The following is a 24,208-nucleotide window of genomic DNA, read 5'->3' as shown; positions in this document are numbered from 1 at the left end:
AGTCAATCAATGATAGAATGAATGGGAAATGGGATGTTCGGTGGAGGTGCTTGTTTTGTACGCGAAGGAATTAGTAGAAGTAGAAGAAGTAGTAATTGACATACCAAATGAGCTAGTAACGCAATTCGAAAGAACGTTTGGGCGTAATACTGAGAATGGTTATATGATGGCGTATTTGGCGACTCAAAATTATACAAAGCATATGCAACCAAATCAAATACGGGAAGCTTTAATAAAGGGCTATGTGGAAATGTCGCAAATTAATCTGACAATTTGCAGTGAGTGCTTGCATGCAGAGTATGAAGCGGAACATATGGTGGAGCGTCTCGTAAGCGGGGGATGACAATTTGATTGTAAAACGTGGAGACGTTTTTTTTGCTGACCTATCACCGGTGGTAGGGTCGGAACAGGGCGGGACTAGACCCGTTCTTATTATTCAAAATGATATTGGAAATCGCTTTAGTCCAACTGTCATAATAGCTGCAATTACTGCGCAAATTCAAAAAGCAAAGTTACCTACACATGTTGAAATCGATGCGAAAAAGTATGGTTTTGAGCGTGACTCGGTAATTTTGCTTGAACAATTGCGTACAATTGATAAATCACGATTAACAGATCGTATTACTCAGCTAGATGCAAAACTAATGCAAGAAGTAGATATCGCTCTTAATATTAGTTTAGGACTCGTAAAATTTTAATACATAAAAAAACATCGAAACAATCGTTTCGGTGTTTTTTATTATTATGGAAACGAAAACCCCCTGCTATGCGGGGGGTTCTAAAAAGCTTTTAGCTATGGACAAAAAAAATACTCCAGTCGTACAATAAAATCAGGTCTGGTCAACCGATTACGTACGAAAGGAGCTCCAATATTGGATAATAAAAGTTTAGCACATACAACATGGAATTGTAAGTATCACATTGTGTTTGCGCCAAAATACAGAAGAAGAATAATCTACGGAAAAATAAAAGCGGACATCGGTAAAATATTACGTCAACTGTGTGAAAGAAAAGGCGTAGAAATCATTGAAGCTACAGCTTGTCCTGATCATATACATATGTTAGTGAGTATTCCACCGAAGCTTAGTGTATCTGCGTTTGTAGGGTATCTCAAAGGGAAAAGCAGTTTAATGATATTCGATCGACATGCAAATTTGAAATATAAATATGGAAACCGAAAATTTTGGTGTCGAGGATATTATGTGGATACAGTAGGGCGAAACCGAAAAGTCATTCAGGAATATATAAAAAATCAATTGCAGGAAGATATCCTAGAGGATCAAATGACGATGAAAGAATTCATTGACCCATTCACAGGGGAAGAATTAAATCGAAGAAAAAAATAAGTACACCGCTTTAGCGGTAGTCGGAAAAGTAGTGCGGTTGGCAGACCTTTCAGAGCGTCTTTAGACGTGGGCCAGTACCCCAGCGTTTCACGCGCAGAGAAAACCACCAGTTCAACTGGTGGTTTTTATTTATAAATAAAAGTCCCCTATAAATTTTAGGTAAATAGTAAACTCTAATCATGTAACATTGTAAAATTTTACTTAAAATTGTAATTATAGCAATAGTATGATTGAAAACTTATATCCAACTAAACTACAAGGATAACATATGGTATAATGTAAAAATTAATAATTCAAAAAACTGATACTATACGTTAACTCCATAGAAAGAAAAAGTAGAAAATTGGGGGCACTATGATGAATACGAAATCTACCGTAGAGATTGTAACTGAATGGGATATTGTAGCTGCACGCCAACTTGGACGTAACGAGGCGAAAGCAATTGGCTTTGGCGCGGTAGATCAAGCTCGAATTACGACGTCGATAAGTGAACTGGCTCGAAATATTTATTTATATGCCCGTGCCGGGGAAGTGACAATAGAGCGTATTAGTAATGAAGAGAAAGTTGGCCTTCGCATAATAGCGGCAGATAAAGGACCGGGAATAAGCAATTTGAAAAAAGTGATGGAAGACGGCTATTCAACATCAGGCGGGCTTGGAGCGGGTTTACCTGGAGTAAAAAGACTGATGGATACAATGGACATCCAATCCACTGTAGGAAGTGGGACGACGATAGTTATCGAAAAATGGGTAAATTAGGATGTGATAAAATTTGAAAGAGCTGCAAACGCAATATCAAAAAATCTTATCGGATTTTTTGGCAAATCAAACTGAGCGAAATTTGTATATAGGACAAAACTTCATTCGACAGTTAATTCAAAAAAAAGTAGCTCCAGAAGAAGTCATCAATATCCACAAGTATGCGATAGAACAAATTTATCCAGATCTACCAGAAGATATTTCGCATAGCTATGATTTTTTAATTGAGATTATGGTGCACTTTGGGTTAACTTTAAAGGAGCATCAAAGTTTACTGGAACAGCAAGAAGAAATGCGAATGGAGATGAATGTCGCTACAAAGATCCAGAATATGATTCTTAGAACAACGGTACCTAGGCTCGAGCAGATTGATATTGGGATGCTATCTGTACCTATCCGCAAAATGAATGGTGACTATGTTCACTTCTTAAACAACAATGATTCAGTTGTCAGTGTAGCTGTGACAGATGTTGTTGGAAAAGGTGTACCGGCAGCTCTTTGTATGTCAATGGTCAAATATGGGCTTGATACACTTGAGTACGCAACGAAAGATCCTTCTTATATTTTAGAAGTGTTAAATCGTATTATCGAAAAAAGTGTTGATGATAGTATGTTTGTCTCGATGTTTTATGGGACATTTAATATTAAAGAAAGTAAATTTACATATGGGTCAGCTGGGCATGAGCCTGCTATATATTATAATGCTCGTAAAAAAACTTTCTTGGATTTGGAATCAAAAGGTTTATTACTAGGTGTCATGCCGGAAGTGACATACCCGCAGTACGACATTTGTTTGGAAGAAAATGATTTTATCATTATGATCACAGATGGTGTAACGGATTTTCGCAAGCAAGGAGAGCTGGATCCTCGGGATGTGATAAAAAATTTGGCATTAAGTTGTAGCCATCTTTCGGCACAGGAAATGTGTGAAGAAATGTACACCTATTTGAAAAACTTGCCTGATTTTGAACTAGAAGATGATTTTACGGTCGTTATATTTAAAAAATAAAAAAATTATGTTTGAACTCCCGCGGATTCGGGAAAAGTAATTAGGTTTATAATGGAGGTGTCTAATAATGAATGTTAATGTTCAATTTAGAGAAGATGGAAACGTATTAAAAGGCTATATCGAGGGTGAAATCGATACGTATACAGCCCCGATATTACGCGAAGAGCTGGAGACAGTTCAGATTGTGGAAGGCCGAAAAATCGAATTGGATTTATCAAAAGTGAATTATATGGATAGTACAGGATTAGGAATATTTGTTGCATTTTATAAAAAAGTTACGAAGGAAAATGCATCATTAAAATTAGTGAATTTATCAAATCGTTTAGTAAGATTGTTTGAAATTACAGGATTAAGTGAATTAATGAGTATCGAGATTGATGAGGAATTGGAGTTGAAATGATGAGAGCATTTGACTATATTGAAATTCGAGTGCCTGCCAAATCGCAATATGTAAGTGTAATACGGCTAACAATTTCAGGATTAGCGATGCGAGTTGGGTTTACTTATGATGAAATAGAAGATTTAAAAATTGCTACAAGTGAAGCGGTGACAAATGTTGTTCACCATGCTTATAAAGCAAACGAGGAAGGCGAAGTTGTAATCGGCTGTGCATTATTTGAGGACAAGATTGAAATAATGGTCGCAGATTACGGTGTAAGCTTTAACTTTGAAGAGATCAAATCAAAAGTTGGTCCATATCATGAAAATGAAAACGTAGCATTATTACGTGAAGGTGGATTAGGAATTTATTTAATGGAGACTTTAATGGATGAAGTGAAATTAAATAACGAAGGTGGCGTCACTGTTTTCATGACAAAGTATGTCTCGAGAGAGCAGGTGAAAGGAAATGTCGAAAGAATCACTACCTAAAAATACATCAAAAGAAGAAGTACTAAATTGGATTGCAGAATATCAGGCGAACGGCTGTGAAGATTCACAAACAAATCTTGTACTCCATTATCAGCAGTTAGTCGAGTCGATTGCACGCAAATATTCACATGGTAAATCTTATTATGATGATATTGTACAAGTAGGGATGCTTGGCTTATTAGGTGCGATCCGACGATTTGACCCTTCTTTTGGCAGAAGCTTTGAGGCGTTTGCAGTTCCGACTATCGTAGGTGAAATAAAACGCTTTTTACGTGATAAAACTTGGGACGTGCATGTTCCGAGACGTATTAAAGAATTAGGACCAAGAATCAAGGCGGCTGTCGAAGCATTAACGACATCGCTACAACGTTCCCCATCCATTACCGAAATTGCAACGTATTTAGAAGTACAGGATGAGGACGTACTGGAAGCGATGGAAATGGGTCGAAGCTATCAGGCGCTTTCGATGGACCATTCGATCGAATCGGATTCTGATGGCAGTACGGTAACGTTATTTGATGTAGTCGGTCGAGAAGATACAGGCTATGAAGTGACAAACCGCCGCATGATTGTAGCAGATGCGATGAATGTATTAAATGAACGTGAGCGACAAATTATCCAATTAACTTATTTGGAACAGCTTAGTCAAAAGGAAGCCGGAGAAAGACTCGGTATATCCCAAATGCACGTTTCACGAATTCAACGTAAAGCAATTAAAAAATTACAAGACGCCATTACAGCAAGTGGCGGCGTCTCATTATAAAGTTTAAGAGTCTACTAGCATAAATTAGTAGGCTCTTTTTTCATGCATAAATTCAACGCTTTTTTGGGAAACAATACAAATGGAATGGTACACTAAAAGAAAGTTCGAAATTTAAAGGAGTGGCATGATGGATCAACAAAAAATGTTACAAATAATTGCAAAAGATGCGAAAGTGGAACCAAAACAAGCAAAAGCGGTTATTGGACTACTGGAAGAAGGTAACACAGTACCTTTTATCGCACGTTACAGAAAAGAAATGACAGGTTCACTTGATGAAGTTCAAATTAAGGCAGTGGAAGACCGCTACCATTACATACAACAGCTCGAAACACGAAAGGAAGAAGTGCTGCGCCTAATAGATGAGCAAGGTAAATTAACGGAAGAACTACAAACAGCAATCCAAGCATCAACGGTTCTTCAACGCGTAGAAGATTTGTACCGACCATTTAAACAAAAGCGCCGTACAAAAGCAACGATCGCCAAAGAACGGGGTTTGGAACCGTTAGCTGAAGAACTGTTAAAGTTTAAAAAGCGTACGTTGGAAGAAATGGCGGCGCCTTATATAAGTGAAGAACAAGGTGTTACTGGAATTGAAGATGCATTGGCTGGGGCACGAGATATTTTAGCAGAGCGATTTGCCGATGATGCTGCAGTTCGCGAAAAGCTGCGTACCCTTTCCTGGCGGGAAGGCAAGCTTGTAACAACGGTAAAAAACGCGGAAAAAGATGAAAAACAAGTATTTGAAATGTATTACGCATATGAGGAACCTGTTCACCGAATTGCACCCCACAGAATACTGGCTGTAAACCGCGGTGAAAAAGAAGAAGTGATACGTGCAGCAATTGAAGTTCCAATCGATAAAGCCACAACACAAATGGAAAATCATTTTATTCCTAGAAATTTTGTAGGCCCTTCTGTAAATGAAGTAAAGCTGGCAATTGCGGATAGCTATAAACGATTAATTAAACCATCTATTGAAAATGAGCTTCGAGCAGAACTTTCATCAAAAGCAGAAACTCAAGCGATTCATATTTTCTCGGAAAATCTACGCAACTTACTATTACAGCCACCAATGCGCGGTAAAATGGTTCTTGGTGTAGACCCTGCATACAGAACAGGCTGCAAATTAGCGGTAGTCGATGAAACGGGCAAGATGATTGAAGTGGGCGTTATATATCCTCACACTACGTCGGATCCTTCAAAAGCGAAAGCAACAGTGAAGGCTTTATTAAAGAAATATCCGATTAGTATTATTGCGATTGGAAACGGGACAGCCTCCCGTGAAACAGAGCAGTTTATTGCGGAACTGCTGAAAGAAGTAGACGGAAACATTGCTTATGTTATTGTCAACGAGGCAGGGGCATCCGTATATTCTGCCTCCGAAGTGGCACGAGCGGAGTTTCCGGATTTACAGGTGGAACAACGAAGTGCTGTATCGATTGCCCGTCGTTTACAAGACCCATTATCAGAGCTTGTAAAAATTGATCCGAAAGCAGTCGGTGTAGGACAGTATCAGCATGACGTTTCGCAAAAGCAGCTCGCAGAATCACTGACGTTTATTGTGGAAACAGCGGTTAACCAAGTTGGGGTAGATGTAAATACAGCTTCGGCCTCCCTTTTACAATATGTATCTGGACTTTCGAAAACGGTAGCGGAAAATATTGTAACGATGCGTAGCGAAAACGGACAATTTACATCCCGTGCACAAATGAAAAAAATCCCGCGATTGGGTGCTAAAACTTATGAGCAGGCAGTCGGTTTCTTGCGTATTGCAGATGCCAAAAATCCGTTAGATGCTACAGGTATCCATCCGGAAAGTTATAAATTAGCGGAAGCTGTATTGGAGGCAGCAGGATTAACGAAAAAGGATGTCGGAACGGCAAAAGCCGAAGAAGCGATCAGCAAGTTAAATTTAACAACATTAGGTGAGTCATTAGAAGTAGGGGAAGTTACGTTGAAAGACATTGTCGATACATTAATGAAACCTACCCGTGATCCTCGTGATGCTTTCCCGCAACCGTTACTGAAAACAGATGTACTTCAAATGGATGATTTGCAAGTTGGAATGGAGCTGCAAGGGACTGTTCGAAATGTCGTTGATTTTGGAGCGTTTGTCGATATTGGGGTTAAGCAGGATGGACTTGTCCATATTTCCAAATTGCAAAAAGGTCGTGTTAAACATCCACTAGATGTTGTTTCCCTCGGGGATATCGTGACGGTTTGGGTAGAAAAAGTAGAGGCAAATAAAGGTCGTATTTCTTTAACGATGTTAACTCCTGAAAATCAACATAGCGTGTAAAAGAGCAGGATTTTCAATTATAATAAAAAGCGCATAGCTGAATATGCGCTTTTTATTAACTTAAGGGGGTTGGCATATGACGGACGAACAGGCACAAAAATTAGTGGAACAGTTATCAAATGACTTTTTTAATCGACCGTTTATTCATAAAGCTTATTTTAATAGTCGCTTGAAAACGACGGGCGGTCGGTATATGTTGAGCAGCCACAATATCGAACTTAATAAAAAACTATATGATCATTTTGGCATAGAAGAGTTAAAGGGTATTATTTTACATGAACTTTGCCACTATCATCTTCATATTTTAGGGATGGGTTATAGGCATGGTGATGCAGATTTTCGAAATCTATTGAAAAAAGTAGGCGCACCACGTTTTTGTTCTACATTGGAACAGGCTAAAGAAAAGCCGAAACAAAAGACAATACATATATATAGCTGTACGAACTGCGGACAAATATATAAAAGAAAAAGAAAAATGAATGTAAAAAAATACTGTTGCAGTATGTGCAAAGGGAAAATTAAATTTCTCCATAGTGAAAAATAATTTTAGAAATGATGTTTAAAAGTAAGTGAATAATGGTATACAGTATTTATGTTGTTTTTTAGAGAATATGATTTTTGCTCTATATATAGGAAGAGATTTTTCCTTTAATTTTTTTTAGGAAAAGTGTTGACGAAACGGAAATCGCTCTCTATAATAGTAAAAGTCGACAAGATGATGTCGCAACGAAGTAATTATTCCGAAGTAGCTCAGTTGGTAGAGCATCCGGCTGTTAACCGGCAGGTCGCAGGTTCGAGTCCTGCCTTCGGAGCCATTAACGGCCCGTTGGTCAAGTGGTTAAGACACCGCCCTTTCACGGCGGTAACACGGGTTCGAATCCCGTACGGGTCACCACGTATATTTTAATAATGATGATTTACTAATGGTCCCGTGGTGTAGCGGTTAACATGCCTGCCTGTCACGCAGGAGATCGCCGGTTCGATCCCGGTCGGGACCGCCATTTTTGGGGTATAGCCAAGCGGTAAGGCAACGGATTTTGATTCCGTCATGCCCTGGTTCGAATCCAGGTACCCCAGCCATTTAGAGCCATTAGCTCAGTTGGTAGAGCATCTGACTTTTAATCAGAGGGTCGAAGGTTCGAGTCCTTCATGGCTCACCAGTTTTCATGTTGACAAATTATTTCAGAGATGTATAATAATTATTGTCGGATGAAGCGGTCGTGGCGGAATGGCAGACGCGCTAGGTTGAGGGCCTAGTGGGGGCAACCCCGTGGAGGTTCAAATCCTCTCGGCCGCACCAAAAATTCCCGGCGCCCGTAGCTCAATTGGATAGAGCGTCTGACTACGGATCAGAAGGTTATGGGTTCGACTCCTGTCGGGCGCGCCATAATTCACTATAATATAATGCGGGTGTAGTTTAGTGGTAAAACCTCAGCCTTCCAAGCTGATGTTGTCGGTTCGATTCCGATCACCCGCTCCAGTTTTTATTAAAAAACTGTTGACATCTAAAAGAAGATGTTATAAGATATAAAAGTTGTCACTTGAGGCAACAAAATGAACCTTGAAAACTGAACAAGCAACGTTAATGAAACAAGCTTCTTAAATGAAGCAAACAATAGATTCCAACTTCCAACGAAGTTGGATCGCTAGCAAAGCAAATGAGCTTTCAAACTACTTTTATGGAGAGTTTGATCCTGGCTCAGGACGAACGCTGGCGGCGTGCCTAATACATGCAAGTCGAGCGGACGAACTTTTGGTGCTTGCACCAAATTTTCGTTAGCGGCGGACGGGTGAGTAACACGTGGGTAACCTACCTTATAGATTGGGATAACTCCGGGAAACCGGGGCTAATACCGAATAACACTTTTTAACACATGTTTGAAAGTTGAAAGACGGTCTTGCTGTCACTATAAGATGGACCCGCGGCGCATTAGCTAGTTGGTGAGGTAACGGCTCACCAAGGCAACGATGCGTAGCCGACCTGAGAGGGTGATCGGCCACACTGGGACTGAGACACGGCCCAGACTCCTACGGGAGGCAGCAGTAGGGAATCTTCCACAATGGACGAAAGTCTGATGGAGCAACGCCGCGTGAGTGAAGAAGGATTTCGGTTCGTAAAACTCTGTTGCAAGGGAAGAACAAGTAGCGTAGTAACTGGCGCTACCTTGACGGTACCTTGTTAGAAAGCCACGGCTAACTACGTGCCAGCAGCCGCGGTAATACGTAGGTGGCAAGCGTTGTCCGGAATTATTGGGCGTAAAGCGCGCGCAGGTGGTTCCTTAAGTCTGATGTGAAAGCCCCCGGCTCAACCGGGGAGGGTCATTGGAAACTGGGGAACTTGAGTGCAGAAGAGGATAGTGGAATTCCAAGTGTAGCGGTGAAATGCGTAGAGATTTGGAGGAACACCAGTGGCGAAGGCGACTGTCTGGTCTGTAACTGACACTGAGGCGCGAAAGCGTGGGGAGCAAACAGGATTAGATACCCTGGTAGTCCACGCCGTAAACGATGAGTGCTAAGTGTTGGGGGGTTTCCGCCCCTCAGTGCTGCAGCTAACGCATTAAGCACTCCGCCTGGGGAGTACGGTCGCAAGACTGAAACTCAAAGGAATTGACGGGGGCCCGCACAAGCGGTGGAGCATGTGGTTTAATTCGAAGCAACGCGAAGAACCTTACCAGGTCTTGACATCCCGGTGACCACTATGGAGACATAGTTTCCCCTTCGGGGGCAACGGTGACAGGTGGTGCATGGTTGTCGTCAGCTCGTGTCGTGAGATGTTGGGTTAAGTCCCGCAACGAGCGCAACCCTTATTCTTAGTTGCCATCATTCAGTTGGGCACTCTAAGGAGACTGCCGGTGATAAACCGGAGGAAGGTGGGGATGACGTCAAATCATCATGCCCCTTATGACCTGGGCTACACACGTGCTACAATGGACGGTACAAACGGTTGCCAACCCGCGAGGGGGAGCTAATCCGATAAAACCGTTCTCAGTTCGGATTGTAGGCTGCAACTCGCCTACATGAAGCCGGAATCGCTAGTAATCGCGGATCAGCATGCCGCGGTGAATACGTTCCCGGGCCTTGTACACACCGCCCGTCACACCACGAGAGTTTGTAACACCCGAAGTCGGTGAGGTAACCTTTTGGAGCCAGCCGCCGAAGGTGGGATAGATGATTGGGGTGAAGTCGTAACAAGGTAGCCGTATCGGAAGGTGCGGCTGGATCACCTCCTTTCTAAGGATTTTTCGGAATCATTCCCTTGGGGAATGAAACATTAACGGTTGCTGTTCAGTTTTGAAGGTTCATTCTTAAATGAATGGAACACTTCAAAACCTTTGTTCTTTGAAAACTGGATAAAACGACATTGAAAGCAATAAATCAAATTTCTATTTTATAGATTTTTAAACAAGTCAAGCAATTGACGTGTAAACTTAAATCTTGGATTATATCCAAGTGTTAACTTTTGGTTAAGTTAATAAGGGCGCACGGTGGATGCCTTGGCACTAGGAGTCGATGAAGGACGGCACTAACACCGATATGCCTCGGGGAGCTGTAAGTAAGCTTTGATCCGGGGATTTCCGAATGGGGGAACCCACTATCTTTAATCGGATAGTATCTTCACGTGAATTCATAGCGTGTTGAAGACAGACGCAGGGAACTGAAACATCTAAGTACCTGCAGGAACAGAAAGAAAATTCGATTCCCTGAGTAGCGGCGAGCGAAACGGGAAGAGCCCAAACCAAAGAGCTTGCTCTTTGGGGTTGTAGGACACTCTATACGGAGTTACAAAAGAATGAACTAGACGAAGCGACTTGGAAAGGTCCGCGAAACGAGGTAAAAGCCCTGTAGTCAAAAGTTCATTCCCTCCAGAGTGGATCCTGAGTACGGCGGAACACGTGAAATTCCGTCGGAATCCGGGAGGACCATCTCCCAAGGCTAAATACTACCTAGTGACCGATAGTGAACCAGTACCGTGAGGGAAAGGTGAAAAGCACCCCGGAAGGGGAGTGAAATAGATCCTGAAACCGTGTGCCTACAAGTAGTTAGAGCCCGTTAATGGGTGATAGCGTGCCTTTTGTAGAATGAACCGGCGAGTTACGATTACGTGCGAGGTTAAGTTGAGAAGACGGAGCCGCAGCGAAAGCGAGTCTGAATAGGGCGAATTAGTACGTGGTCGTAGACCCGAAACCAGGTGATCTACCCATGTCCAGGGTGAAGGTGAGGTAACACTCACTGGAGGCCCGAACCCACGCACGTTGAAAAGTGCGGGGATGAGGTGTGGGTAGCGGAGAAATTCCAATCGAACCTGGAGATAGCTGGTTCTCTCCGAAATAGCTTTAGGGCTAGCCTCGTGATTGAGAATACCGGAGGTAGAGCACTGTTTGGACTAGGGGGGCATCTCGCTTTACCGAATTCAGACAAACTCCGAATGCCGGATATTTATACACGGGAGTCAGACTGCGAGTGATAAGATCCGTAGTCAAGAGGGAAACAGCCCAGACCACCAGCTAAGGTCCCCAAGTAATCGTTAAGTGGAAAAGGATGTGGCGTTGCTTAGACAACCAGGATGTTGGCTTAGAAGCAGCCATCATTTAAAGAGTGCGTAATAGCTCACTGGTCGAGTGACGCTGCGCCGAAAATGTATCGGGGCTAAACGATTCACCGAAGCTGTGGATGCATACTTTGAGTATGCGTGGTAGGAGAGCGTTCTAACAGCGTTGAAGTCAGACCGGAAGGACTGGTGGAGCGGTTAGAAGTGAGAATGCCGGTATGAGTAGCGAAACATGGGTGAGAATCCCATGCACCGTATGACTAAGGTTTCCTGAGGAAGGCTCGTCCGCTCAGGGTTAGTCGGGACCTAAGCCGAGGCCGATAGGCGTAGGCGATGGACAACAGGTTGATATTCCTGTACCACCTCCTCACCGTTTGAGAAATGGGGGGACGCAGTAGGATAGGGTAAGCACGCCGTTGGTTGCGCGTGTTCAAGCAGTAAGGCGTGTATGTAGGCAAATCCGCATACTTTAACGTTGAGCTGTGATGACGAGCTCGTATGAGCGAAGTTCCTGATTTCACACTGCCAAGAAAAGCCTCTATCGAGGTGAGAGGTGCCCGTACCGCAAACCGACACAGGTAGTCGAGGAGAGAATCCTAAGGTGTGCGAGAGAACTCTCGTTAAGGAACTCGGCAAAATGACCCCGTAACTTCGGGAGAAGGGGTGCTTCTTTGGGTGCATAGCCTAGAGAAGCCGCAGTGAATAGGCCCAGGCGACTGTTTAGCAAAAACACAGGTCTCTGCAAAACCGTAAGGTGACGTATAGGGGCTGACGCCTGCCCGGTGCTGGAAGGTTAAGAGGAGCGGTTAGCGCAAGCGAAGCTGTGAATTGAAGCCCCAGTAAACGGCGGCCGTAACTATAACGGTCCTAAGGTAGCGAAATTCCTTGTCGGGTAAGTTCCGACCCGCACGAAAGGCGTAACGATCTGGGCACTGTCTCAACGAGAGACTCGGTGAAATTATAGTACCTGTGAAGATGCAGGTTACCCGCGACAGGACGGAAAGACCCCGTGGAGCTTTACTGTAGCCTGATATTGAATTTTGGTACAACTTGTACAGGATAGGTAGGAGCCAGAGATCTCGGAGCGCCAGCTTCGAAGGAGGCGTCGGTGGGATACTACCCTGGTTGTATTGAACTTCTAACCCATGCCCCTTAGCGGGGTAGGAGACAGTGTCAGGCGGACAGTTTGACTGGGGCGGTCGCCTCCTAAAAGGTAACGGAGGCGCCCAAAGGTTCCCTCAGAATGGTTGGAAATCATTCGTAGAGTGTAAAGGCATAAGGGAGCTTGACTGCGAGACCTACAAGTCGAGCAGGGTCGAAAGACGGGCTTAGTGATCCGGTGGTTCCGCATGGAAGGGCCATCGCTCAACGGATAAAAGCTACCCCGGGGATAACAGGCTTATCTCCCCCAAGAGTCCACATCGACGGGGAGGTTTGGCACCTCGATGTCGGCTCATCGCATCCTGGGGCTGTAGTCGGTCCCAAGGGTTGGGCTGTTCGCCCATTAAAGCGGTACGCGAGCTGGGTTCAGAACGTCGTGAGACAGTTCGGTCCCTATCCGTCGTGGGCGTAGGAAATTTGAGAGGAGCTGTCCTTAGTACGAGAGGACCGGGATGGACATACCGCTGGTGTACCAGTTGTCTTGCCAAAGGCATCGCTGGGTAGCTATGTATGGACGGGATAAGTGCTGAAAGCATCTAAGCATGAAGCCCCCCTCAAGATGAGATTTCCCATTACGCAAGTAAGTAAGACCCCTGAAAGACGATCAGGTAGATAGGTTCGAGGTGGAAGTGCGGTGACGCATGCAGCTGACGAATACTAATCGGTCGAGGACTTAACCACATTTTATTGCACCATTTCAATGAACGTTTATCCAGTTTTGAAAGAATGAAATTCTTTCATAGTGAAGTGATGATGGCAAAGAGGTCACACCCGTTCCCATACCGAACACGGAAGTTAAGCTCTTTAGCGCCGATGGTAGTTGGGGGCTTCCCCCTGTGAGAGTAGGACGTCGCTTCGCACACGCAAAACCACTGAGGAATCAGTGGTTTTTTTGTTGTATTTAAATTAATGAGGACCTCTAACTTGAAAATAAAATGCAGTTTCGTTAAAGTACATACATAGCAAAAGGGAGGAATTGTAATGAAAGCACTTTTTGAAAAGTTTAAATTGAATGAAGAGGTTGAACTACGAAATCGTTTAGTTATGGCACCTATGACAACCTACTCTGCAAATGAAGATGATACTGTTTCCGATGAGGAAATCACATATTATAAAGAACGTGCTGAAGGAGCTGGAATGATCATTACAGCATGCGCATACGTTGCAGCAAACGGTAAAGCATTCCCAGGACAAATTGCCGCTCATGAAGATCGTTATATTCCAAGCTTGCGAAGAATTGCACAGGCTATTCAACAAGGCGGTGCTAAAGCGGTTTTACAAATTCATCATGGCGGTCGACAATCTTATCAACATTTAGTACCAAATGGAGATGTTGTAAGTGCGAGTACAGCTGTTACAATTGAGGAAAAAGAAGCTCGCGCATTAACTCTTGAAGAAACTAAAGATATGGTTAAAGCTTATGCGGAAGCGACAAGAAGAGCAATTGAAGCAGGGTTTGACGGCGTTGAAATCCATGGTGCAAATACGTATTTAATTCAACAGTATTTCTCTGCCTTTACTAATAAAAGAACAGATGAATACGGCGGAACATTTGAAAATAGATTACGTTTCCCATTGGAAGTGGTAAATGAAGTAATTAAAGTTAAAAACACATATGCGGATGAAAAATTTATCGTCGGTTACCGTTTCAGCCCGGAAGAGCCTGAAGAAGATGGTATTACAATGGATGATACAGTTAAATTAGTAGATAAATTAGCGGAAACAGCGTTAACATATTTGCATATTTCACTTGGAGATTTCAAATCTGAAACACATCGTTATGAAAACGGACAACAAAACCGTATTTCTGTAATTCACAGCTTGTTAAATGGACGTAAACCATTAATTGGTGTCGGATCAATTTATACTCGTGAAGAAGCAGAACATGCATTACAGTTAGGTGCAGATTTAGTCGCACTTGGTCGTGCCTTGTTAATTGAGCCGCATTGGGTGGAAAAGGTACAGAATGAGGAAAACGTTGTAACAGCTTATGATGAAAAAATTGATACTGTAATTCCTGGTCCTTTAATGGAGAAAATCCTGTCAAGACCAGGTTGGATTCCCGGTATATAAATCAGTAAAGATTATTTAAAGAATATAAAAAATTTTAGTTTATTTAAATAAGGGGGATGCGAATACGTTCGTATTCTCCTTTTCCTATTGGTAATGTTTGAACCGCTTAATTTCGGGAATGGTTTCATAAGGATATTGAGGGGGGATACGAATGAATAAAAAGGCTTTTTATGTCTTCCTGTCTATTTGTCTCGTTATGTTGCTGGCAATGCTAATAACAGCTTGTCAGGATGAAGTTTTAGAGATAGAAGAAAGTAATACATATGTTTGGCAAAAATACATGAATGAAGAAGAGTATGATAAAGTAAAAGAAGGGATGTCTTATTTAGAAGTAGTCCACATTTCAGGAGGAGCCGGTCAGGAAATTAATAACGGTACTTATGAATGGAATGACGAAATTCTGCTGACGAAAGGATATCGCTTAAAATTTGAGGATGATGTATTGGTAAAAAAAGAAGTAGTGGAACGCAAAGGTAACTCAAAGCGTTAGTGATCGGCGGAAAATGAGGTTAAGCGTGGGGATGCTCACAGTATTTCTCCATTAGCCTAAACAATCTCGAGAAATGAAAATCAAATAAAGGGAAGTCCTGAAACATTCACTTTTTCTCAGAAAAAATGAGTGTTTTTCTTTTTTTCACAGCTACTTTATATTAACGTAGTTGAGTAAGAACCAATCTAAAAGTGATACATTTTGAACAATTGCTTCAGTTCAAGTAAACTAGAGATAATGGATTTTTTTGTGGAAGGAAGCAATCAGATGAGATTTGAAAAAGATGTAAATACACTGGAAGAAACGCAAGCGCTTGCGATGAGACTGGCAGAATTAGTCGAGCCACAGTATACGATTACACTTGAAGGTGATTTAGGTGCTGGCAAAACGACATTTACACAGAGCTTTGCAAAAGGGCTTGGCGTAAAACGAACAGTCAATAGTCCAACATTTACGATTATGAAGCAATATATAGGACGTATTCCGCTTAATCACCTGGATGTATATCGTCTGGAAGATAGCGATGAAGATTTAGGCTGGGAAGAAATTTTTTATGGGGATGCTGTAACAGTTGTGGAATGGGCACATCTTATACAGGAAGATTTGCCTGAAGAGCGTTTAGCAATTGAAATTACACGCATCGACGAAACGAAACGCAAATTTGTATTGAAACCGATAGGCGAAAAGTATGTTCGTCTTTGTGAGGAGTTATTAAAATGATTTGGTTAGGAATAGAGACAGCAAATGCACCGCTTTCTGTCGCCATAGTACAAGATAATAAAGTAATTGCAGAAGTCGTGCAAAATATAAAATTGACACATTCAGTTGGTGCAATGCCGGCAATTGAAGAAGTTATAAATAAGGCAGGCTTAACACCGGCACAAATCGATGCGATTGCCGTTTCTGAAGGTCCCGGCTCTTATACAGGAGTCCGAATTGGTGTCACTCTTGCCAAAACCTTGGCCTGGTCATTGCAAAAGCCATTGGTAGGTGTATCAAGCCTAAAAGCACTGGCTGCAAATGCCCGAGTTGCGAACTATGCAATCTGTTCATTAATCGATGCCCGTCGTCAAAATGTATATGCCGGTGTTTATGAAGCAGGTACTATGCATCCGCTTGTTGAAGATCATCATGATCATATCGACGGATTATTACAGAAGCTTCAGCAATTAGATCGACCAATATTATTTGTCGGGACAGATGTCGATTTGTACATGGAAAGAATTCAGCAAGTGTTAGGGGATTCTGCTATCCGTGCATCATTTACAATTAATTTACCGCGTGCATCCGAACTAATTGCTTTAGCACAACAAATGCCATTACCGACAGTTGAGGCTGTCCATGCTTTTGTTCCCCAATATCGCCGTATTGCAGAAGCGGAAGCGAATTGGATAAAGGAACAGAAAAAGGAGCAACTTTAATGGTACAGTATCGCAGAATGGCAATAGATGATGTTCAGGCTGTCCATAAAATTGAGCTTGCATCATTTCCTACACCATGGACATTGGATTCCTTTTATTACGAAATGACCGAAAACCAATTTGCCCATTATTTAGTGGCGGAAGACGACAAAGGTGAAATTATCGGATTCTGTGGAATTTGGCTCGTTATTGATGCAGCACAGATTACCAACGTAGCGGTTGTACAATCTGTACGTGGTCAAGGTATTGGTGAGACACTTATGCGTGAAGCGATGCGAGTAGCGAAAGAAGCAAATATGGATGTCATGAGCTTAGAAGTACGTGTAACAAATACTGTTGCACAAAATTTATATCGCAAACTTGGTTTCCAAGATGGAGGTCTTCGTAAAGGCTACTATACGGACAACCAGGAAGATGCGTTAGTAATGTGGGTGAATTTATAATGGATAACTATATATTAGCAATTGAAACTAGTTGTGATGAAACAGCAGCAGCCATTATTAAAAATGGGACAGAGATTATTTCGAATGTTGTATCATCGCAAATTGACAGTCATAAGCGTTTCGGCGGGGTTGTCCCGGAAATCGCATCACGTCACCATGTTGAACAAATGACAATTGTTTTAGAAGAAGCATTAAAACAGGCAAATATGGAACCGAAAGAATTAACAGCTGTTGCCGTAACTGAAGGTCCGGGACTAGTAGGTGCTTTGTTAATTGGTATTAATGCGGCTAAGGCTTTCGCTTTTGTTCACGGCTTGCCATTAATCGGGACACATCATATTGCCGGGCATATTTATGCGAATAACCTAGTACAGCCAATGGAATTTCCGCTGTTGGCACTCGTTGTTTCAGGTGGACATACAGAGCTTGTCCTAATGCGTGAACATGGTTCGTTTGAAGTTATCGGTGAAACACGTGATGATGCTGCAGGTGAAGCATATGACAAAGTAGCCCGCGTATTGAATATGCCATATCCGGGTGGTCCTCATATTGACCGTCTTGCACATGATGCGACTGAAGCCGTTCCTTTCCCGCGTGTTTGGTTGGAGGAAGATTCATACGACTTTAGCTTCAGCGGCTTGAAATCTGCAGTGATTAATTATAAACATAATATGGATCAGCGCGGTGAAGAAATCATTGCCGAACATGTTGCAAAAGGCTTCCAAGATAGTGTAGTGGAAGTATTGACTGGTAAGACAGTACGAGCAGCGCGTGAATTTCAGGTAAAACAAGTAATTGCAGCTGGCGGTGTATCAGCCAACAAAGGACTACGCACAGCATTGGAACATGCGTTTAAAGAAGAAGGTATTCCATTTTATGTACCGCCTTTAAAATTATGTACAGATAATGCAGCAATGATCGGTGCAGCTGCATATGAAATGTATGAAGCAGGGGTTCGAGGTAATTTAGCAATGAATGGGCGCCCTGGGATGGAACTCTTAAGCTGGAAATAGGGTATATAAGCATGGTGAAAAGATGTAGTAGTACATTCTTTTCTCATGCTTTTTTTGTTAAGGAAATAAATTTTTCTTAATTTGTTTTCTTTCAATAATATAAAAAAGTCGAATCTAGTAATTTATGATGGATAAATCTCATTTATAACAAGTTTTTATTGACTGTTCAACTTTTCTGAAAATTATCCACAGATAAAGTTAAATACCCACAAAAAAACTTGCGAACATGCGTACTTATACACAAACTGTGTATAACTTGTGGAAAACATGTGACTTATCTATATATAGTAGTGTCTTTTTCACACAACAATGTGTATAACTTTGATTTTAAATGTGGATAATGTGGAAAACTATGTTGATATGTTGATACTACTAGATTTGTATTGTGAATAAAATTGTGGAGAAATTTGTAGAAATTTGGCGTATTGACCTATATATATGATTATTATGTAGATAGGATGATAGAAAGATTTAATATTATACAATAGCAATACAACAAATATGTTTCTGTAGACACAGACTTTCCATGCACATATAAAAAAGGAGTGTCCATATGTTGATGGACACTCCTTTAATTATAGCAGTTCAAGCTCTTCGTTTAGTTCAAGCCATTCCATTTCAAATACTTCATGCTGTTCTTTTACATCATTCAGTTCAGACTGAATTGTTAATGTTTTTTCATGGTCTGAATAAACGTCAGGATCACATAGTTGTTCTTCGAAGATGGCGATTTTTTCATCTAAAGCGCCCATCTGCTTTTCGATATCTTCAATTGCACGACGAATTTGACGTTCTCTTTTTTTCGCGTCCTTGTCGATCATCGATGTAGTCTTTGTTTGAACAGTCGTTTCAGCCGTATTTTTTTCAATTGCTGCGGCTTTCATTGCAGCTAATTCTTCAAGCTCCTCTTTCTTTTCCACATAATAATCATAGTCACCTAAATACTCAAACGAACCTGAGCCTGAGAGTTCAACGACTTTAGTAGCGATACGGTTGATGAAATAACGGTCATGCGAGACGAATAGTAGTGTACCGGGATAATCGATTAAGGCATTTTCCAATATTTCTTTACTGTCCAAGTCTAAATGGTTTGTCGGCTCATCAAGTACTAGGAAATTTGATTTTTGCATCATTAACTTCGCAAGTGCAAGTCGCGCCTTTTCTCCACCTGATAGGGAGTTTACTGTTTTTGATACGTCATCTCCACTAAATAGGAAGCGACCTAAAATGTTGCGGATATCCTTTTCATTCAGTAATGGCCATTCATCCCAAAGCTCACTAAGAACAGATTTATTCGAATGAAGTTTCGCCTGCTCCTGATCATAATAACCGATTTGAACATTCGTACCGTAACGGATATCCCCGGCCAGTTCCTCGATATCTTTAACGATTGTTTTCAATAAGGTAGATTTCCCAACACCGTTTGGACCAACAAGTGCAATACGATCTTCTCTAAAGACGCGCATCCCAATATTTTTGGAAATAGCCTTGTCCGTAAAACCGATCGTTAAATTATCCACCGACAGCACGTCATTTCCGCTTTGGCGCTCAATTGTAAAGCCGAAGTTGGCACTCTTTTCATCGCCATCAGGAGATTCCATCCAACTTGTCTTCTCCAGCACTTTGCGACGTGACTGGGCCATTTTTGTAGTTGAAGCTCGGGCAAGGTTTTTTTGGATAAATGTTTCGAGCTTGGCCTTTTCATCCATTTGACGCTCATACATTTTTAAATCACGTTCATAGTTTTTTGCCTTTTCATCTAAATAGGCACTGTAGTTCCCTACATACTTCGACACTTTTGTACGGGACACTTCGTAAACAATCGACACGACCTGATCTAAGAAATAACGGTCATGCGAAACGATTAAAATCGCGCCATCATAACCTTTTAAATAGCCTTCCAGCCATGACAGTGTTTCAATATCCAGATGGTTGGTCGGCTCATCTAAAATAAGGAGATCGGGCTTTGACAAAAGAAGCTTAGCGAGGGCTAGGCGAGTCCGTTGTCCGCCGGATAGAGAGCGAATCGGCTTTTGATAATCTTCAGGGAAAAATTGCATCCCATGTAAAACAGAGCGGGTATCGGCTTCATACTGATAACCGCCTGCATCTTTGAAATCATGCTGCAACTGATCATACTCCGCCATAATGCGTGTATATTGTTCGCTATCTTCATATATTGCAGGATCGGCCATTTGCTGTTCAAGTTGACGCAGCGTTTGTTCCTGGTTTTGCAAGTTTGCGAAAATTGTCATCATTTCGTCCCAAATCGAAAGTTCAGAGTCGATGCCTGCATGCTGTTCTAAATAGCCGACTTGAATATCTTTTGGAATAATAATTTCACCAGAGTCATAGCTCATTTGTCCGGCAATTATTTTTAATAGCGTGGACTTGCCGGCACCGTTTCGTCCTACTAATGCCACACGATCACGGTGCTGTACTTCTAGTTTTACACCGCTTAATATTTCATCTGTAATAAAGGATTTATATAATTGATTTACTTGTAAGACAATCATGTTTACACCTCAGTTTCTCCTATTTAGTTTAATGGATGGGAACATTGTACGCAACGATGGATACTTTACTTGTCGCTCCTTGTTTAGTAAGATTAACTTGCTTCTGCACAAAGAGTGGGGTTCATGTTAAGCGTGACATATCGCTTGGCGACAACTACGTGATTAAATCATGTAGGTCATTTATGGAGGCATTATTTGAGAAAGATTTCCAAATGTACATAGGAGGAGAATGTGTGAAACAAGAAGTAAAAATTCCACAAGCAACAACAAAAAGACTTCCTCTTTATTATCGATTTTTGAAAAACTTCGCAACTGAAGGTAAAAAGCGTATTTCTTCACAGGAATTAAGTGATGCGATGAAAATAGATTCGGCTACGATTCGACGTGACTTTTCTTATTTTGGAGCACTCGGTAAAAAGGGATATGGATATGATGTCCAGTATTTACTCGAATTTTTCCGTCAGACTCTGGACCAGGACGAGGCGATGAATGTTGCATTAATAGGAGTCGGGAATCTGGGGAATGGCTTACTAAAATATAACTTCCAAAAAAATCATAATACGCGTATCGTTGTTGCATTTGATACGAAGGCACCGATGGAAGGAACAACGATTAGTGATATTCCAGTATTCCATCCAGATCGTTTGGAAGAAATGTATGAGGAATTTGGCGCGGAGTTAGCAATATTGACAGTTTCATCCCGCTCAGCACAAATGATGACAGACCGACTCGTTAAAATAAATGCAAAAGGTATATTAAATTTCACACCAGTACGATTATCTGTTCCTGACACAATTAAAGTGATGAACATTGATCTATCGGTAGAATTACAGGCACTTACGTATTTAGTGCGAAACTCAGGTAAGTAACAAAATGTTCATTACTATAAATAGCAAATTCTAGTTAATTAATGTAAAATATACATAATAATAGAGGAGGTGGCTATAGTGATTGTACATCTAAATGCGATTACACCTGTGAGCCTGATTATCATTGGACTGATTGCTTTGTTAATATTCGGTCCCAAAAAATTGCCATCATTAGGCCGTGCGATGGGGACAACTTTACGTGAATTCCGTAGCGCTACGAAAGGCTTGACGGATGACGATGACGATTTCGATACAAAGAAAAAAGTGATTGAACATAAAGAGAACGAAAAAAACGAAGTTAAGTAAAATAAGGATGTCTTGCTATGAATTCAAGAGAATTAACCGTAGTTGAACATATGGAAGAGCTTAGAAAACGCCTATTTTTCGTAGCAATTTTCTTCGTGATGGCTCTTTTCATCGGTTTCTATACGGCGAAACCACTTATTCGATACATTCAACGCAGTGATTTAGCTGCCAGTTTTTCGATGAACGCATTTAGTCCGGCAGATCCTTTAACCGTTTATTTACAAGTTACATTTATTGTAGCAGCCGTTATTGTATCGCCATTATTGCTTTACCAGCTATGGGCGTTTATAACACCTGGTTTGCATGAGGCTGAACGTAAGGCAACATTGAAATATATTCCGTATGCTTTTGTACTGTGTATAGGGGGAATAGCCTTTGCTTATTATGTGTTATTTCCATTTATAATGCGCTTTATGACGGATTTATCCAATGATTTGAATATTACGCAAACAATCGGTATTAATGAATTCTTCTCATTTCTAATTAAATTAATTGTACCCTTTGCGATGCTGTTTCAATTGCCTGTTGTTACACTGTTTCTTTCACGTCTCGGAATCATCAATCCGAAGCTTATGGTGAAATTTCGGAAATATGCGTATTTTGTGTTAATCGTAATTTCGGTATTGCTGGCACCGCCTGATTTAGTATCAAATATCATTATTGCGATTCCGCTATTTGTTTTATATGAATTGAGTATTGTCATTGCACGTCTCGGTTATCGAAAATATGAAGTGGCTGAAAAAGAACGCATATTAGCAGAAGAAGAACGTGAACGTGAACTGCAAGTGGAGGAACTACTTGAAATGCAGCGCAGGCAAATGGAACAGATGAATAATAGTTAAGGTAACGCTATCGAACGAGGTAGCGTTTTTTTATTTTCATATGGGGAAATAAAAAACCCGCTATTTTACATAGCGGGCAAAAGTTATACTTGAAACTTATCGGCATTCATTTGGATAAATGTGACGAAACCGTTCAATAGGACATGCGCGATAATCGGTGTGAGAAGACGCTTTGTTTTATGATATAAAAATGCGAAGATCATACCGCAAATCGTATACAATAAAATATGCGTAAAATCCATATGGATCGCAGCAAATACAATTGCACTAATTATGCTCGCAATCCAGAAATTATAGTTTTGTATAATCGATCCGAAAATGACACGGCGGAATACAAGCTCTTCCAAGATCGGTCCTAAAAAGACAGTAGCAATAATCATAATCGGTGCTACCTTTGTGACATCCATAATTGCTTCGGTATTTTCCGAGCCCATATCAATTCCTAAAGCAAGCTCGATGTAGGCGCCGATTGTCTGCCCTAAAAAGACTAAGAAGAAACCGATGATCCCCCAACCGATAGAAGCCCCAATTGAAGCTTTTTCTCCTTTAAACACTTCCCAGAATTGCTTATTGCGGGAGATTAATATAAAACTCACTATAAAAGCAACCGCAAATGATATAGTTGACCACCAAGCAGATAATTTTATAAGTTTATCCTGCTCAGATATACCAGAAAATAGTTGTAAAAGGGAATCTTTTAAGCCGGGAATGAATATAAGTAATAAGACTGATAACTGACAGATGATATAAGTTATTAACACATAAAATGCGGTCTTCTGTGTTTTGAACTTATCTGATGAACGGGAAGTCACGAATGAAAAACCTTCTTTCTCTTACAGACTAGTAGAATTACACACCCCCGAAATCCATGAGGAATGCTGTATCTTCTATTATAGAATTTACTATGGGCTCTTATGAATGCCCCACTGTTATACATTTAACATTATTGTAGAGGAATTTGCCAATAAATCAAAATTTTTTGGTGCACATACTTGCAAAAAAATATGGAATTCTTTAAACTAATAAATGTGTTAGCACTCGACAAATGAGAGTGCTAAAAATAGAAAATTTTTTAGGAGGTTGTTTCAATTGTTAAGACCATTAGGAGATCGCATCATTATCGAACTTGTTGAGGTAGAGGAAAAAACAGCATTTGGTATTGTTTTACCCGACTCAGCAAAAGAAAAACCACAAACTGGTAAAGTTGTGGCAGTAGGTACAGGTCGTGTTCTTGACAACGGCACTCGTCTTGAGCTTGACGTAAAGGAAGGCGACGAAATTATCTTCTCTAAATTCTCTGGTACGGAAGTTAAGTACGACGGCGTAGAATATTTAATCCTACGTGAGAGCGATGTACTTGCAATTGTCGGATAATTACAAAATCAAAAGAAAACTGCAGCTAGTTATACATACTAACCTTTGCTAGCTGCACATCTTCATAAACAATAAATCAAAAAAATAGATCGTAAATTTTAGGAG

The 24,208-nt window shown here is 41.2% G+C and carries 22 protein-coding genes, 8 tRNA genes and 3 rRNA genes; 31 read left to right on the top strand and 2 right to left on the bottom strand.

Features of this window, described 5'->3' with window-relative positions:
* Window positions 1-55 precede the first annotated feature (55 nt).
* The 27 genes from AC0VXV_RS18505 (at window position 56) to tsaD (ending at window position 18,196) form a co-directional block, all read left to right on the top strand.
* Complete coding sequence (locus tag AC0VXV_RS18505; RefSeq protein WP_008405780.1) at window positions 56-343, top strand: hypothetical protein; 288 nt, start codon at window positions 56-58, stop codon at window positions 341-343.
* 4 nt (window positions 344-347) lie between these two features.
* The gene (locus AC0VXV_RS18500; protein WP_008405778.1) at window positions 348-698 is read left to right on the top strand and encodes a type II toxin-antitoxin system PemK/MazF family toxin; all 351 of its coding nucleotides are present in this window, start codon (window positions 348-350) and stop codon (window positions 696-698) included.
* 174 nt (window positions 699-872) lie between these two features.
* The gene (tnpA, locus tag AC0VXV_RS18495) at window positions 873-1,346 is read left to right on the top strand and encodes an IS200/IS605 family transposase (RefSeq protein ID WP_475529517.1); all 474 of its coding nucleotides are present in this window, start codon (window positions 873-875) and stop codon (window positions 1,344-1,346) included.
* Between the two features lie 357 nt (window positions 1,347-1,703).
* Window positions 1,704-2,105: an anti-sigma regulatory factor gene (locus AC0VXV_RS18490; RefSeq protein WP_475531496.1), complete on the top strand. Its 402-nt coding sequence runs from the start codon at window positions 1,704-1,706 to the stop codon at window positions 2,103-2,105.
* Between the two features lie 13 nt (window positions 2,106-2,118).
* Window positions 2,119-3,114 carry a SpoIIE family protein phosphatase gene (locus AC0VXV_RS18485; RefSeq protein WP_475529605.1) on the top strand — a complete coding sequence of 332 codons (996 nt, stop codon included), beginning with the start codon at window positions 2,119-2,121 and terminating at the stop codon, window positions 3,112-3,114.
* 67 nt (window positions 3,115-3,181) lie between these two features.
* The gene (locus tag AC0VXV_RS18480; RefSeq protein ID WP_079523293.1) at window positions 3,182-3,514 is read left to right on the top strand and encodes an STAS domain-containing protein; all 333 of its coding nucleotides are present in this window, start codon (window positions 3,182-3,184) and stop codon (window positions 3,512-3,514) included.
* Entirely contained in the window at window positions 3,514-3,984 is a 471-nt protein-coding gene (gene rsbW, locus AC0VXV_RS18475) for an anti-sigma B factor RsbW (RefSeq protein WP_014822539.1), read from the top strand. The genes AC0VXV_RS18480 and rsbW overlap by 1 nt, the downstream gene beginning before the upstream one ends.
* Window positions 3,962-4,747: an RNA polymerase sigma factor SigB gene (gene sigB / locus AC0VXV_RS18470; RefSeq protein ID WP_413079771.1), complete on the top strand. Its 786-nt coding sequence runs from the start codon at window positions 3,962-3,964 to the stop codon at window positions 4,745-4,747. Before rsbW ends, sigB begins: the two co-directional genes overlap by 23 nt.
* 127 nt (window positions 4,748-4,874) lie before the next feature.
* Window positions 4,875-7,046, top strand: coding sequence for a Tex family protein (locus AC0VXV_RS18465; RefSeq protein ID WP_475531495.1), 2,172 nt, complete (start codon window positions 4,875-4,877; stop codon window positions 7,044-7,046).
* Window positions 7,047-7,122: 76 nt separating this feature from the next.
* Window positions 7,123-7,590, top strand: a complete 468-nt coding sequence (locus tag AC0VXV_RS18460) for a SprT family protein (RefSeq protein ID WP_475529604.1) — start codon at window positions 7,123-7,125, stop codon at window positions 7,588-7,590.
* 195 nt (window positions 7,591-7,785) lie between these two features.
* Window positions 7,786-7,861, top strand: a tRNA-Asn gene (locus AC0VXV_RS18455).
* A gap of 5 nt (window positions 7,862-7,866) precedes the next feature.
* Window positions 7,867-7,941, top strand: a tRNA-Glu gene (locus tag AC0VXV_RS18450).
* A 30-nt stretch (window positions 7,942-7,971) separates the two neighbouring features.
* Window positions 7,972-8,047, top strand: a tRNA-Asp gene (locus AC0VXV_RS18445).
* Between the two features lie 4 nt (window positions 8,048-8,051).
* Window positions 8,052-8,126, top strand: a tRNA-Gln gene (locus AC0VXV_RS18440).
* A 4-nt stretch (window positions 8,127-8,130) separates the two neighbouring features.
* Window positions 8,131-8,206: transfer RNA gene (locus tag AC0VXV_RS18435), tRNA-Lys, on the top strand.
* A gap of 54 nt (window positions 8,207-8,260) precedes the next feature.
* Window positions 8,261-8,346 (top strand) — tRNA-Leu (locus AC0VXV_RS18430).
* 10 nt (window positions 8,347-8,356) lie between these two features.
* Window positions 8,357-8,433: transfer RNA gene (locus AC0VXV_RS18425), tRNA-Arg, on the top strand.
* A 19-nt stretch (window positions 8,434-8,452) separates the two neighbouring features.
* Window positions 8,453-8,526 (top strand) — tRNA-Gly (locus tag AC0VXV_RS18420).
* 196 nt (window positions 8,527-8,722) lie between these two features.
* Window positions 8,723-10,277: ribosomal RNA gene (locus AC0VXV_RS18415) — 16S ribosomal RNA — on the top strand.
* A gap of 231 nt (window positions 10,278-10,508) precedes the next feature.
* Window positions 10,509-13,437, top strand: a 23S ribosomal RNA gene (locus AC0VXV_RS18410).
* A gap of 62 nt (window positions 13,438-13,499) precedes the next feature.
* Window positions 13,500-13,615: ribosomal RNA gene (gene rrf / locus AC0VXV_RS18405) — 5S ribosomal RNA — on the top strand.
* The 16S, 23S and 5S rRNA genes sit together here with 8 tRNA genes alongside, the layout of an rRNA operon.
* Window positions 13,616-13,737: 122 nt before the next feature.
* Window positions 13,738-14,829 (top strand): NADH-dependent flavin oxidoreductase, encoded by a 1,092-nt coding sequence (locus AC0VXV_RS18400; RefSeq protein WP_475529603.1) that lies wholly within the window; start codon window positions 13,738-13,740, stop codon window positions 14,827-14,829.
* Window positions 14,830-14,980: 151 nt separating this feature from the next.
* Window positions 14,981-15,319, top strand: coding sequence for a hypothetical protein (locus AC0VXV_RS18395; RefSeq protein ID WP_475529602.1), 339 nt, complete (start codon window positions 14,981-14,983; stop codon window positions 15,317-15,319).
* A 267-nt stretch (window positions 15,320-15,586) separates the two neighbouring features.
* Window positions 15,587-16,039 carry a tRNA (adenosine(37)-N6)-threonylcarbamoyltransferase complex ATPase subunit type 1 TsaE gene (gene tsaE, locus AC0VXV_RS18390; RefSeq protein WP_475529601.1) on the top strand — a complete coding sequence of 151 codons (453 nt, stop codon included), beginning with the start codon at window positions 15,587-15,589 and terminating at the stop codon, window positions 16,037-16,039.
* Entirely contained in the window at window positions 16,036-16,740 is a 705-nt protein-coding gene (tsaB, locus tag AC0VXV_RS18385) for a tRNA (adenosine(37)-N6)-threonylcarbamoyltransferase complex dimerization subunit type 1 TsaB (protein ID WP_475529600.1), read from the top strand. The genes tsaE and tsaB overlap by 4 nt, the downstream gene beginning before the upstream one ends.
* The gene (gene rimI / locus AC0VXV_RS18380; RefSeq protein WP_475529599.1) at window positions 16,740-17,183 is read left to right on the top strand and encodes a ribosomal protein S18-alanine N-acetyltransferase; all 444 of its coding nucleotides are present in this window, start codon (window positions 16,740-16,742) and stop codon (window positions 17,181-17,183) included. The genes tsaB and rimI overlap by 1 nt, the downstream gene beginning before the upstream one ends.
* Complete coding sequence (tsaD, locus tag AC0VXV_RS18375; RefSeq protein ID WP_475529598.1) at window positions 17,183-18,196, top strand: tRNA (adenosine(37)-N6)-threonylcarbamoyltransferase complex transferase subunit TsaD; 1,014 nt, start codon at window positions 17,183-17,185, stop codon at window positions 18,194-18,196. The genes rimI and tsaD overlap by 1 nt, the downstream gene beginning before the upstream one ends.
* Window positions 18,197-18,771: 575 nt before the next feature.
* Here the strand turns inward: tsaD and AC0VXV_RS18370 are convergent.
* Window positions 18,772-20,712: an ABC-F family ATP-binding cassette domain-containing protein gene (locus tag AC0VXV_RS18370; RefSeq protein ID WP_475529597.1), complete on the bottom strand. Its 1,941-nt coding sequence runs from the start codon at window positions 20,710-20,712 to the stop codon at window positions 18,772-18,774.
* Between the two features lie 233 nt (window positions 20,713-20,945).
* Between AC0VXV_RS18370 and AC0VXV_RS18365 the strand changes: the two genes are divergently transcribed.
* From AC0VXV_RS18365 to tatC, 3 genes are all read left to right on the top strand, one after another.
* Entirely contained in the window at window positions 20,946-21,581 is a 636-nt protein-coding gene (locus AC0VXV_RS18365) for a redox-sensing transcriptional repressor Rex (RefSeq protein ID WP_079523189.1), read from the top strand.
* Window positions 21,582-21,659: 78 nt separating this feature from the next.
* A complete protein-coding gene (tatA, locus tag AC0VXV_RS18360) occupies window positions 21,660-21,887 on the top strand; it encodes a twin-arginine translocase TatA/TatE family subunit (RefSeq protein ID WP_008408483.1) in 228 nt (75 codons plus the stop codon).
* Between the two features lie 17 nt (window positions 21,888-21,904).
* Complete coding sequence (gene tatC, locus AC0VXV_RS18355; RefSeq protein ID WP_475529596.1) at window positions 21,905-22,729, top strand: twin-arginine translocase subunit TatC; 825 nt, start codon at window positions 21,905-21,907, stop codon at window positions 22,727-22,729.
* A gap of 83 nt (window positions 22,730-22,812) precedes the next feature.
* On the opposite strand, the gene AC0VXV_RS18350 is transcribed toward tatC, so the two are convergent.
* Entirely contained in the window at window positions 22,813-23,325 is a 513-nt protein-coding gene (locus tag AC0VXV_RS18350) for a CPBP family intramembrane glutamic endopeptidase (RefSeq protein ID WP_254865206.1), read from the bottom strand.
* A gap of 493 nt (window positions 23,326-23,818) precedes the next feature.
* Between AC0VXV_RS18350 and groES the strand changes: the two genes are divergently transcribed.
* Window positions 23,819-24,103, top strand: coding sequence for a co-chaperone GroES (gene groES, locus AC0VXV_RS18345; protein WP_008408486.1), 285 nt, complete (start codon window positions 23,819-23,821; stop codon window positions 24,101-24,103).
* Window positions 24,104-24,208 lie beyond the last annotated feature (105 nt).

It is taken from the genome of Solibacillus sp. iso_87, assembly GCF_056173085.1.
This window is presented reverse-complemented; position numbering and strand designations above follow the sequence as displayed.